Origin of the sequence: Paenarthrobacter sp. Z7-10, assembly GCF_026932795.1 — a bacterium.
Classification (GTDB): Bacteria; Actinomycetota; Actinomycetes; order Actinomycetales; family Micrococcaceae; genus Arthrobacter_M.
Window position 1 is genome coordinate 53,829 of the sequence record NZ_JADPVH010000010.1, and the last position, 12,015, is coordinate 65,843.

Consider the following 12,015-nt stretch of genomic DNA (forward strand, 5'->3'; position numbering starts at 1 on the left):
ATCCTTCCGGTTCCATCAACCGTTGGAAGGGCACGCATTCCCTGCGGCGTTTTGCGCTAGCGGGCGGCGAGCTTGCGCAGCAGAATGACCAGAGCCGCTGCCGAGATGGCCAACACTGTCAGCGGTGCCCAGCGTTCCTTGGCCGCGGTCATCATCTCCGCGGCGGGCTGGCCAAGCCGTCCTGCGCCTGGGTTGCCGCTTCCGGTGATCTTCCGGCCGGTCCTGCCTGCGGCGTCCAGCAGGGCCTTTGCCTGCTGCCTGACTGCCAGTCGCTCCACCAAAGCCATCCGGAGGGCCAAAAGGTGTTGGCGCCTGTCGCCCAATCGAACCTGCAGCTGTTCCTCGGTGGGAGCCGGGCCCTGCTGAGCCTCCTTTGCCTCCCGTGCAGCCTTGGCCTTTTCGGACTTTTGCGCCTTGCGCGCCTTGGCCTCGGCACGGCTGAGTTGCGTGGCACGAAGCGAGGCCGGATCGAAGTCCCGGCCTTCCTTGAGCATTCCCAAATCGCGGCGCAAACCCAGGATGGCGTGTTCAGGCTTTAGCGGCATGGCCTTGCTGAGCTTCATCTTCCCGATCAGCGCGGCCACCAAAGCGATCAGCAGGAAAGCGGCGGAAATCAGCAGAGCCGCCAACCACGCCGGCATGATCGTAGCCAGACCCATGATCGCCGCGACGATGAGACCCACCAGCAGAAAAGCGAGAAAGATCAAAGCCACCACCAGGATCGCCACCGCGATGCCGAGGGCAATACCCTTTCGCTTCAGCTCCGCCTTGGCGAGCGATATCTCATCATTGAGCTGCTTCGGTGCCAACCGGGAGAACAGCTTCACCGCCCCAACAAGGGACGAGTTGCCCACCGCGGAACTACTCTGCATGGGACCTGCCTTAGCGTGTCGGGCACTACTCATCGGGACCGCCTTCATTCCTTGGGCTCTCAACGCGCGTGCGGCTGCACGCATTCGAAAACGCCGCCGTCTCCGGCGAACTCACCTGACAAAATTACCATTGTGCCGACCGTTACCAGCCGCTGGGACACGTCTTTGTCCATCCACTCACGCCCTGGCCAGCTTGTCCCTGTCCTCCAGCTCGCGGCCGCTGACCTCGGGCATCTTCGTTTTGACAAACCAAAATGACAGCAGCGCAAAGAATGCGAAACCGGCATAAACATATCCAAGGCCGATTCTGGCGTTGAGGATCGGAAACAGCAGTGTCACAATGAAGTTGAAAATCCAGTTCACCATGGCGGTCAGCCCCAGGGCCATGGAACGGATGCGGTTCGGGAAAATCTCTCCCAGCACCACCCACATAACCGGCCCCCACGTGGCTGCGAAGGCGATGACGAAGACGTTCGCACCGACCAGGGCGATGGCTCCCCACGGCGCGCCTAGCTGGACATTATCGCCGCTGCCGGTGGCCTGCGAAAAGGAGATGGCCGCCGCGACCAGGCCAATGAACATGCCCACGGAACCAGCGAGCAGCAGCTTGGTACGGCCTACTTTATCGACGAAGAAGATGGCCACAAACGTCAGCGCCACGTTGATCACCGCGGTAATCACCGAGGTTATGAATGAGTCGGCCTCGCTGAAACCGACGGACTGCCACAACGTGGTGGAGTAATAAAAGATGGCGTTGATTCCCACCAGCTGCTGCAGGGCGGCCACCGCCATCCCGACCCACAGGATTGGCTGCAGCCCGAGCATCGGCCCACGCAGTTCGCGGAAGGTCGACTTGTCCTCACGTTCAAAGCTTTCCTGGATTTCCTTGACGCGCGCGTCCGGGTCCGGGTCCGGAGAGCCAACCACCGTCCTGATGACTTCGCGGGCAGCATCCAGCCGGCCATTGCGGATCAGGTACTGCGGCGACTCCGGAATGCCCAGCGATAGGATGCCGTACACGGCCGCAGGGATCACTCCCACCAGCAGCATCCAGCGCCAGGCGGGAAGTCCCGCCCACAACTGATCCATGGCACTGCCCGCGGATTTGGCCAGAAAGGCGTCGGAGAGCAGCGCCAGGAAAATCCCGGTCGTAATCGCCAGCTGCTGCAGCGAACCCAGAGCCCCGCGAAAGCGGGCGGGTGCCACCTCGGCAATGTAGGCCGGCGCGATCACGGATGCCACCCCGATGGCCAACCCACCGATGAACCGCCAAATCATCAGGTCCCAAGCGGCGAAGGCCAGACCGGCACCAATCGAACTTGCCACGAACATCACCGCGGCCAGGATCATTACCTTTTTGCGGCCCCACACGTCCGCCAGTTGACCGGCGAACCAGGCGCCCGCCGCACAACCGAGCAGAGTGACAGCGACGACAAAACCGAGCACAGCGGGATCCAAATTAAATTCTGACCGGATGGCTTCATTTGCGCCGTTGATAACCGCTGTGTCGAAGCCGAAGAGCAACCCTCCTAGGGCAGCGGCGATCGTGACTCCTATAACTTTGCCCCTCTTGGGGGCCGACGCGCGCTCTTCGGGTCTCAAACTAACTCCTTTGCTGGTCCGGGCCATACCATTGAATCTTCACCACAGAAGTTCGAGATCCTCGAACGACGCCCGGCGAACAGCCAACAAGCCAAGCATACTGACCATGGTGGGCTCAGCCGTGAGTGAACTAGTCAACCGAGGAAATCTTTTGAGTACATCCACCCATCCCGGGGACGCGCTGTCACGCCGGCAGAAGCTGGTCTACATCCTCATTTTGGGCATGCTGACGGCGCTGGGACCCTTCACGGTGGACCTCTATCTGCCAGCCTTTCCCATCCTGGAAAAAGATCTGCATGCCAGCGCCACGGCCGTGCAGCTCACACTCGCTGCCACAACCATCGGCTTTGCCCTCGGGCAATTGGTGGTGGGCCCGTTCAGCGACAAGATGGGCCGGCGCACTCCCCTGATTCTGGCGACAGCAGTGCACGTTCTCGCTTCCTTGGGCGCGGCGCTGTCCACCGATATCGCCATGCTGGGAATCTTCCGCGTGCTTCAAGGCATTGGTGCCGCCGGGGGCGGCGTCGTGGCGATGGCCATGGTGCGGGACCTTTTCAGCGGCTACCCGCTGGTGCGCATGTTTTCACGACTGGCACTCGTAAATGGCATGGCACCAATCTTGGCTCCTGTCATTGGATCGCAGCTGCTGGGTATCATGGCCTGGCCCGGAATCTTCTGGTTCCTTGCCGCCTACGGGCTGGTGGTGCTGCTGGCCGCCCTGTTCCTGATTGTCGAAACGTTGCCCGCAGAGCGGCGTCGAAGCTCGAGCTCAACCATTTTCCAGCGCTACCGGGCCGTCTTCGCGGACCGGACATTCCTGGGCACACTGCTGGTGGGGGGTCTGAACTTCGGAGGCCTGTTCACTTACCTGTCCGCCTCCCCTTTCCTTTTCCAGAACGTCTACGGCTTTTCGCCGCAGCAATATGGACTGCTCTTCGGCGTCAACTCCCTGGGCATTGTGGCGGGTGTCCAGGTTTCGGCCAGGCTGCTGCGCCGTATCGGCCCCCAATGGGTTATTGCCGGCGCCAGCGCCATGCAGCTGCTCATGTCCGTGCTGATTGTGATCCTGGACCGCGCTCATCTTGGCCTGTGGGGGATCATAATCCCGCTGTGGTTTTACATTCTCTCCACCGGGTTCGTGTTTCCGTGCATCCAGGTACTCGGTTTGGCCAGGCACGGTGCCCAGGCCGGAACGGCCGCTTCACTGCTGGGCGCAGCCACCTTCGGGTTCGCCGGAATACTCTCCCCGCTGGTGGGCTTATTTGGTGTTAAGAGTGCCACGCCCATGGGCGCCATTATGGCCTGCTGCATTGCATTGCTGATTGCCTCGCTCTGGTTGGTGGTCAGGCCCAGGACCGTGCCCGCCCTCTGATCGTTCCAACACCCGGACGTCAGCGTGGCTGGAGGTAATCGCTCGGCCTTGTGCCAGCCGATAGGCACCGGCCTCTGTTCGGGAACAAAGCCGGCGGGATAAAATTCAATTATGCTCGGATGGCAGGCATCAGATTCTCTTCCAGCAACGTGGTTGCGTTTGGACGCTGGTATTTTACCGCTGTGGTGGGATCGCCTGTCGGCCAACACCAGCCGTGAATCTGCTGCCCTTTATGCCGCCGGACTCTTTACCGAGGACCGCCGCAGGCCCATCGCTCAGTGGTTCAACCCGGCGCTGGATGCGGCCCTGCTGGTGGCTCCGGAGACTTCCCCGGAGTGGCCGGTACAGCGTTTTGGCATCTTCTACGCCCCTCCCGGAGACGGGTTTGAACGGGTGCATTCCGCTCCACACGAGTGGCATCCCAAGTCTCCGCGGCAGTCACCTACCGAAGAGGAGTCCTTCGCGGCAGCCATAGCCGAAGCTGAACGCTTCCTGCGGGTCGAAATGGATTTTGTCTGACGGACGAGCCGGCCCCCTGGGCATTATTTGCTTCCGGCTTTGGTTCCGATAACGACCGTGGCATCGAACGCAGCCGAACTGACCTGCCGGGTACCGAATCCGTTCCGCGCAAAGATCTCCATGCTGGTGGACGCTTGGCCAGCACTGGTCTCCAGCAGCACAGTCCCTCCGTGCGCCAGCCACGGGCCAGCACCGGCGGCGACCCGCCGCTGGACATCACATCCATCCCCACCACCATCAAGTGCCACATGGGCCTCGTGCAGACGTGCCTCTCGCGGCATCATGGCGATCGCGTCCGTTGGTACATAGGGCGCGTTGGCGACCAGGACGTCAACCTGGCCAAGAAGCGCAGCGGGCAGCGGCTCAAAGAGGTCCCCTGCGAAAACCTGACCGCCGCCGCCAGCGAGGTTGCTTCCGGCACACCGGACCGCAGCGGGATCGATATCGGTGGCGTACACGCGTGCCCCCGGAACGATGGCCTGCAGCGCGGCCCCCACCGCGCCGGACCCACAGCACAGATCGACAATCACCGCACCGGGTCGGGCGAGATCCGCGGCCTGCCGGACCAAAAAGCCGGTGCGGCGCCGGGGCACGAAGACCCCGGCGTCCACGGTGATCCGCAGGCCGCAGAACTCCGCCCAACCCAGAACATGCTCCAAGGGCAAGCCGGCTACGCGCCGGTCCGCCATGGCGGCAAGGTCGGCCGGATTCTGTGCGGCCGCAAGCAGCAGCTCCGCCTCATCCTCGGCAAAGACGCAGCCGGCAGCCCGCAGCTTGCCGATGAGGACCGAACGAAGCAGAGTTGACTCAAACGATGAAATGAACAGGCCTTCCCTTCGGCCGATGGGCACAACCCGCCTCACCCTGGTCCGATGAAGCGCACAGCAGGGATAAAGGATATCCATGAACAATAGCGGAGACCACAGCATCACCGCGGATTACAGCCTGCGGGCTGCGGTGATCACCGATCTGCCCATGATCTACCGCGGCGAGCTGAGCTATATGCGCGAGTTTGAGCCCGCCAGCGAGCCGGCATGGACGCGAGCCCTGGACCGGAACCTCGAAATGTGGGTCACCAACATCGATCGTGCAGCGATTATTGAAATTGACGGGTTGCCGCTGGGCTACTATCTGTGGATGGACGACGGCGGCAAGGCCGTTTTGGCGACGATTCATGTGCTGCCCACCTGGCGCGGACGGGGGTTGGGTACCATCCTGCTGATGTCCTTCATCAGCCAGGCGCACTCCGGCGGCTTCGGGACCCTGACTCTTGGTGTGCACCGAAAAAATCCTGCCCAGCACATGTATTCCCACGCCGGATTCACCCAAACGCACAGCGACGCGGACTATCTGTTTTATTCACTCAGCGGGCTCAGCTGAACCGGCAGCGGAAGAGCGCCGTTTCCGCCAGGCATCAGAAACTCACCGTTCCGGCAACGCACGTCGTGGTGTTGCCTCCAATCCAGATGTCCGCACCGACACGGTCGATGTGAACGCGCCCGTCACGTCCCAGAACTGTGCCCTGACGAACCGTATATGAGTCCGGGGCGGCGCCTGCGCCAATCAGCCATTGGGCGAGACCCGCGTTTAGGCTTCCCGTCACCGGATCCTCATTTACGCCCAGATCGGGAACGAAGGCACGCACCTCGTAGTCCGCCGTCGACCCGGCCGGATGAGGACCGATCAGCCCTATCTTCATTCCCCGCATGGCCGCAAAATCGGGCCTTACGGCCAGCACAGAGGCCGCCGAATCGAGCAGCAGCCCGAACCAGCCGGGCCCGTTATCCACCCACTGTTGGTCCAGAACCTGAGCCGGTGCGATGCCCAGACTCCGGACGGCGCGCTGCAGCGTTTCCTGCTCCAGCGGGCCGGTGCGCCGCAGCGGGGGCGCCGCGAAGGCGAGGCGGCCGGCATCGTTGCGAATCCGGACTAGCCCCGCACCGCATTCCTGCACGATGGTACTGGCCGCCTGTGGCACGTTTCCCGAGGAGAGCCAAGCGTGACAGCTGCCCAAGGTCGGATGCCCGGCGAACGGAAGTTCCCCGCCCGGCGTAAAAATGCGCAGGCGGTAATCGGCTTTCGGCTGCGTTGGCGGCAGCAGGAAGGTTGTCTCCGACAGGTTAGTCCAGCGGGCGAAGGCCGCCAGCTGATCATCTGGCAGGTCATCGGCGTCGAAGACGACCGCCACCGGATTGCCTTGGAAGGGAATTTGACTGAAGACGTCAACCTGAGAGAAATTTTTCGCGGCCACGATTGAAGGATACAAGACCACCGTGCCACATCTCTGCCCGCTGTCCCTGCCCGCTGTCTCTGACCTGTCGGCCCTCACACGCTGGCCGGTGAGGTGAGCGTCGCTGATGAGACGGGTCTGATGGGCAACATTTTTCGCAGTCCGGCGTTTTCGGCTTGATCAAGGGCTGAATGCTGGACGCAGGCCGGGACCAACCGTCCGGTCTCAGGATGGCTCATCGCGTACATGCAGGAGCCGAGGCGCTCATGGGTCTCCCGGATCTTGGGGTCATCGCTGACCACTCCCTGCTCCATGAGTGTCCAGGCCGGTTGCACCTCGGCAGCGACCATGAAGTTATGCACCACAAACGTTTTAAAGCCCAGCCGTCTTCCGTATGCCGCCGCCACCACACGGCGCGGACCGCCGGCACGTTTGAGCATGCGCGCGGCGAACCGGATCAGAACTGGGACGTCCTCCAGGTGCCCCAGCACGGCGCGCACAATTTTGACCGTGACAACGGTTTTAGGTGCGCCCCCGAAAATCATTCCTCCGAAGTGCTCAAGGACCCGGTCGCGGGCCGCAAGGTCTGCGGGGTCTTCCGGATCCAGCAGAGGGGTGAAAGCCGCTCCGACCCGCAGTCCCACCGACGTCCTGTTGCAGCGCACATCTCCAAACTGGGTGCCTTGCCACGGGAGACGCTGTCCCGCGCCCGCCTCAATCCGGGACCAGACGGCGTCGATGGTGACGTCACCAAAATCTTCGGTCCACCTGCGATCGTCCCCGATGTAGGCCGCCGGCTGAAAGGACAGCATGTCGTATGGCATCTCCAGTACGGCCCGGGTCACCTCTTCAACCTGATCGACGTTGGACGGGGTCACGGTCATGTTGTGGGCGATGTAGGAGCTGATGCCATAATCGCGCTTGAGGTCGACGAACATGTCCGCGAACCGTGCACGGAACGGGTTGAGTTCGGCCTCGCTGTGCGGGCGCACTGCTCCCCGACGCCCCCGCATCAGCGAATCAAAGTGGGCGGCGAATGATACTTTGCCAAAGCGTGGCTTACCGTCCCCGTCGAGTGCGACATCCAGCAGGTACTGATAGTCGAAGTCTCCGTGTGTCATGGACATCGGCTCACGTCCGTTGGCACGCATCGCGAGCAGCGCGGCGGCATGGTCTTGCGCCGGGAGCAGGCTGACCTCTCCGCCGATCAGCTGCGCGTGTGCCCGCGGCCCGCGGACGCTGCGCAAATACTCCATCTGATCCCTGACCGCCCTGACCGTGTGACTGCCGTCGACCCTAACCTTGTTCGCGTCGGCCGAGTGATAGCAGGGCGAACAGGTCAGGTTGCATTTGGGGAACACTCCGTGCGTACCTTCACACCCCACCGCTGCCTTCCCCAAAAGCTGGCCCGGCGTTTTAACGTGATCCGGCAGTTCCGCCCACCGCCGAGCCAGCGCAGTCCTGCTTTCCGGATGGATCGGCCGGGTCGCCAGCTCGATGCGTCGCAGGAACGCTGCAATGGTCATGATTTCTCCTGCTCGTCAAGTTTTTTTAGGGCTGCGGCAGCCAAGACCCGACGCAGCATGGTTGCCGGGGTCATGGGAGGTTAGGGCATGCTGTCATCGATGGGTGCCGCTTCCGCTGTCGAAGGCGACGTGAGATCTGATCCATCTGGCCAGCGGCGAGGGCCAGGGATAGGACCAAGCAGCGTTCCGGACTTGGCGGTCACCGGCGCGGGCACGGTAGGAATCGCTCATGACGAACTCATGATGACGGGCACAGCCACCAAACCCAGAATAGCGCCACACAACATGCGTCCCATCATGCCCAATAAGAGCCCCCTTTGGTAGTTCTTCCGACCTCCGACGGTATGGCTCGCCAAGACCTGGATGAGCGTTTGCGCTCAAATTACCGGCGCCTCCGGCATGTCTCCGGTCCGGATCTGGAGGTGACCACCCCGGGCAGAGCCGCGAAGAACGTTGACACATTGTTGCTCTATTGCGCGCCACGGGGCCGCAGTGATGTCGGATCCTCCGAGTGCACACGCAAGCCGCGCCGACGGTATCAACCAGCGGGCACCTCCCACCGGATCCTGCAAGTCCACCACCCCCAGGCGGCCGCCTGGTCCCAGTAATGCCGTCATATTCGCCCAGGCCCGCGTCCAATCCCCCATCAGCGACAGAGAGTACGTTGCCAGAGCGGCATCCGAAGCTGCCGATCCCCCGCTCTCCTCAATGCGGGCAGCGATCGATCTGGGATCCAGAAGTACCATGTCGGCTTGGACCAGGATGACGTTGTTCCAGCCGCGCGCTGTGGCCCGCCGCCGCGCCATGTTAAGCATGTCGGCGCTGCGGTCGATGCCGACTATGGTCCCCGACGTGCCGACCCGCTGCTGCAGCAGGGAAAAATTCAGCCCGGTTCCGCATCCAACATCCAGCACCTGCTGGCCCGTGCGCGGCGCCAAAGCGGTGATACCGAGCACCCTTCCGGCATGATAGACAGGGTATTCGCCGGACAGCAGGTCATACAACCGGGCAAAGTGCGTGTATTTGTCGCCGATGGCGGACTCCTTCGGGATAGTTTCGGAGGCTCAGTTTCGCCGGCCTCAAATCTGGCATTGCCGGTCGAGCAGGAGGAGTCCATCATGGCAGCCGGGAACAAGATCATTGATTTGCTGGTCGTGGGCGGGGGCACCGCGGGGATCGTGGGGGCCAAAACCGCGGCCGGCTTCGGCGCGGGCACTGTCCTTGTCGAACGATCCCGCACTGGCGGGGATTGCCTGTGGACAGGCTGCGTGCCCTCCAAAACCCTCCTCGCCGTGGCCGAACACGCCAGGACCATGCGTGCCGTCACCGGGCAACCACCGGCATTCAACGCCGTCCAAAAGCGCATATCCGCCGCAATCAACACCATTGAACCCGTCGATTCTCCGGCGGCCCTCGACGATGCCGGTGTGCGGGTCATCAAAGGCAACCTGACATTCCGTGCACACGGTGTCGCAGAAGTCAACGGGAGGACCATCCACTTCCGGCAGGCACTGATCGCTACCGGAGCAGCCCCGGCCGCCCTGCACGTCCCGGGCTTGGCCCCTGGGGTTACCTTCACCTCGGAGACGATCTGGGAGCTCGACACCCTTCCCGCCCGGCTGGCCATTATTGGTGGCGGTCCTATCGCCTGCGAACTTGGCCAGGCCTTCGCCCAGCTTGGATCGGTGGTGACCATGATCGCCCGCTCCCGGATCCTGGGCAAGGAAGAACCGGACGCTGCGGCCCTGGTGCGGGTAAGTTTGAAATACGACGGCGTGGCCATCCTGGAGAACACCACGATCGCGGACGCCGTGGGCACGGACGCGGGGTGCCGGCTCCGACTGCGCGACGGAAAAGTCGTTGACGCGGACGCAGTCCTGTTGGCTACCGGACGCACACCCCGAACCGCAGGCCTTGGTCTTCAAAGGGTCGCAGTCACGGTGAACCGGGCCGGTCACGTTGTGACGGATAAGCGGATGAGGACCTCCAACCCACTCATCTGGGCTGCCGGAGACGTGACCGCAAATCCTCAGTTCACCCATCTGGCCGGTGTTCATGCCAGCGTGGCTGCCTCCAACGCAGTACTCGGACTCAGACGCCAGGTTAGCGCCACGGTGCCCAGGGTGACATTCACGTCTCCGGAGCTGGCCGCCGTCGGACTCACCACCGCCAATGACGGACCGAAGCATCGCTCCCGGATGATAAGCCACATCCACGTCGATCGCGCCGTGACGGAAGACAACACGGTCGGATTTACCCGGCTGATTGTGGACCGCCGCGGAAAGATACTCGGCGGCACAATCGTTGGGCCACGGGCGGGAGAATCCCTGGCGGAGCTGACCCTTGCGGTGCAGAACGGAATGACAACCTCTGACCTTGCCGCCACAACGCACCCCTATCCCACTTACTCGGATGGCGTCTGGAATGCGGCCCTGGCCGATGTCAGGGGACGTCTCGCCTCGCCGGTGGCCCGCCTGGCCATGACCATGCTGGTCTGGTTCCGGCGCCGTCGGCTGGACACGAGGTCCCCTCACCGCAGCGACCGGTAGCCCACGATGATCCGCTGGGCGCCGCTGACCATAACCAGCAGCGCCCAGACGGATGCGATTTCCCATGCAGCGCCCGGGAAGATCAGCCAAAGACTATGCACGGCCACCGTCTCGGCACCTTCAGCGAGGCCGCCCAGGAAGGAAAGGGTTCGGCCATCCCGGAGCTGGCGTCCTGTTTTCTCCGCGATGGATGAAAAAGCCAAAAATGCTGTGCCGTTGATGTAATAGGAGAAAAGGACCAGCAGGAACGGCAGCCACGGGGCATCAAACGCGGTCGTCGCGCCTATACCAACACCGACAACCGTTGCGCCGTAGACGATGAAATCGGCACAGATGTCCCAGAATCCGCCCTGACCGGTATCTTGGACGCCTGCCTCGTGGTTCCGGCGTCGAGCCAGCGGGCCGTCGAGGCCATCGGCGAGGCGGCACATCAACCAACCCGCCAGAGCGGGCAGCCACCACTGCCCCGCCGCAAGGGCAGCGCTGAGGAGGCCAAGGACCAAGTTCAGTCCGGTCAGACGATTAGGAGTGATCAAGGGGCGGTCGAGCCAGCGAGCCGCCCGGGCCAACGCAGGTTCGGCAGCGATCCGCAACCGGGCGTCAAACATCGGTGGACTCCCCTGTCCGGCGTCGTTGAACAGCGACAACCACCCCCGCCAGAGTGAGCACGCCGAGCGTACCTAGGGCCACATCAAGCTCCCAGCCTGGCTGCAGGCCAAACGCACCCAGCGTCACGAAACTCACAGTCCCGGGAAGGATCCCAATAGCGGTGCCCAGGAAGTATGGCCACCAGCGGATGGAAGTCAGCCCAGCGGCATAATTGATCGCCGTGAACGGCAGGACTGGAACGAGCCGGACACCAATCACGGCCACCAGTCCGCGCCGCCGCAGCAGTCGATCGACTTTTTCGACCCGTGCCCCGGTGAACTTCTCCACAGCCTCCCGGCCCAGCCAACGGCCCAGCCAGAAGGCAGCAGCCGCTCCCAGGATCGCGGCCGAAAAGACGATGGCCAGCCCGCCGGCCAACCCAAATACCAGCCCGGCTGCGACTGATAAGACACTTTTCGGCACCGGCGCCAAAGTCAGGATGGCGTAACTCAATATGAAGGCCACAGGTCCCCACCAGCCGCTGGTGCCAAAGCGGCCACGGATTTCCGTGACCGAAGGCAGCGGAAACACCAGAGCGATCACGGTTACGGCAGCCACCACAACCAGCAGAATCGCGACACGAAAGATCAGCTGTCGCCCGCTTAGCCCACTACCACCCGTCACAGGGCATCCCGGACAGGGCGCGCTCGCGCTCGGATCCCGTGCCTGCTGATTCCGCTGTCAACTCCCACCGCGT

At 63.0% G+C, this 12,015-nt stretch carries 13 protein-coding genes; 4 read left to right on the plus strand and 9 right to left on the minus strand.

The window, feature by feature from the left end; all coding sequences use genetic code 11:
* Positions 1-56: 56 nt before the first annotated feature.
* Complete coding sequence (locus tag IV498_RS04880) at positions 57-872, minus strand: phage holin family protein (RefSeq protein WP_269045434.1); 816 nt, start codon at positions 870-872, stop codon at positions 57-59.
* Between the two features lie 177 nt (positions 873-1,049).
* Positions 1,050-2,474, minus strand: a complete 1,425-nt coding sequence (locus IV498_RS04885) for a sugar porter family MFS transporter (RefSeq protein WP_269045435.1) — start codon at positions 2,472-2,474, stop codon at positions 1,050-1,052.
* A gap of 106 nt (positions 2,475-2,580) precedes the next feature.
* On the opposite strand from IV498_RS04885, the gene IV498_RS04890 reads away from it, so the two are divergent.
* Together IV498_RS04890 and IV498_RS04895 are read left to right on the plus strand one after the other, a co-directional pair.
* Entirely contained in the window at positions 2,581-3,846 is a 1,266-nt protein-coding gene (locus IV498_RS04890) for a multidrug effflux MFS transporter (protein WP_442951282.1), read from the plus strand.
* A 111-nt stretch (positions 3,847-3,957) separates the two neighbouring features.
* Positions 3,958-4,365: a hypothetical protein gene (locus tag IV498_RS04895; RefSeq protein WP_269045437.1), complete on the plus strand. Its 408-nt coding sequence runs from the start codon at positions 3,958-3,960 to the stop codon at positions 4,363-4,365.
* 23 nt (positions 4,366-4,388) lie between these two features.
* Here the strand turns inward: IV498_RS04895 and IV498_RS04900 are convergent, their stop codons facing one another.
* Positions 4,389-5,216: a putative protein N(5)-glutamine methyltransferase gene (locus IV498_RS04900; RefSeq protein ID WP_442951283.1), complete on the minus strand. Its 828-nt coding sequence runs from the start codon at positions 5,214-5,216 to the stop codon at positions 4,389-4,391.
* A 52-nt stretch (positions 5,217-5,268) separates the two neighbouring features.
* On the opposite strand from IV498_RS04900, the gene IV498_RS04905 reads away from it, so the two are divergent.
* On the plus strand, positions 5,269-5,745 hold the full coding sequence (locus IV498_RS04905; RefSeq protein WP_269045438.1) for a GNAT family N-acetyltransferase: 477 nt from the start codon (positions 5,269-5,271) through the stop codon (positions 5,743-5,745).
* 34 nt (positions 5,746-5,779) lie between these two features.
* On the opposite strand, the gene IV498_RS04910 is transcribed toward IV498_RS04905, so the two are convergent.
* The 4 genes from IV498_RS04910 to IV498_RS04920 all read right to left on the minus strand — a co-directional run bounded on the left by IV498_RS04910 (position 5,780) and on the right by IV498_RS04920 (position 9,077).
* Positions 5,780-6,616 (minus strand): PhzF family phenazine biosynthesis protein, encoded by an 837-nt coding sequence (locus IV498_RS04910; protein WP_269045439.1) that lies wholly within the window; start codon positions 6,614-6,616, stop codon positions 5,780-5,782.
* Between the two features lie 74 nt (positions 6,617-6,690).
* Entirely contained in the window at positions 6,691-8,121 is a 1,431-nt protein-coding gene (locus IV498_RS04915; RefSeq protein WP_269045440.1) for a hypothetical protein, read from the minus strand.
* Between the two features lie 93 nt (positions 8,122-8,214).
* Positions 8,215-8,583, minus strand: a complete 369-nt coding sequence (locus IV498_RS19020) for a DUF427 domain-containing protein (RefSeq protein WP_442951284.1) — start codon at positions 8,581-8,583, stop codon at positions 8,215-8,217.
* Positions 8,499-9,077, minus strand: coding sequence for a class I SAM-dependent methyltransferase (locus IV498_RS04920; protein ID WP_269045441.1), 579 nt, complete (start codon positions 9,075-9,077; stop codon positions 8,499-8,501). The genes IV498_RS19020 and IV498_RS04920 overlap by 85 nt, the downstream gene beginning before the upstream one ends.
* 162 nt (positions 9,078-9,239) lie before the next feature.
* Here IV498_RS04920 and IV498_RS04925 point away from each other — a divergent pair, with 162 nt between their 5' ends.
* On the plus strand, positions 9,240-10,670 hold the full coding sequence (locus IV498_RS04925) for a dihydrolipoyl dehydrogenase family protein (protein WP_269045442.1): 1,431 nt from the start codon (positions 9,240-9,242) through the stop codon (positions 10,668-10,670).
* Here IV498_RS04925 and IV498_RS04930 read toward each other — a convergent pair.
* Complete coding sequence (locus tag IV498_RS04930) at positions 10,652-11,278, minus strand: CDP-alcohol phosphatidyltransferase family protein (RefSeq protein ID WP_269045443.1); 627 nt, start codon at positions 11,276-11,278, stop codon at positions 10,652-10,654. The two genes, IV498_RS04925 and IV498_RS04930, sit on opposite strands and share 19 nt — an antisense overlap.
* On the minus strand, positions 11,271-11,942 hold the full coding sequence (locus IV498_RS04935; RefSeq protein WP_269045444.1) for a TVP38/TMEM64 family protein: 672 nt from the start codon (positions 11,940-11,942) through the stop codon (positions 11,271-11,273). The genes IV498_RS04930 and IV498_RS04935 overlap by 8 nt, the downstream gene beginning before the upstream one ends.
* Positions 11,943-12,015 lie beyond the last annotated feature (73 nt).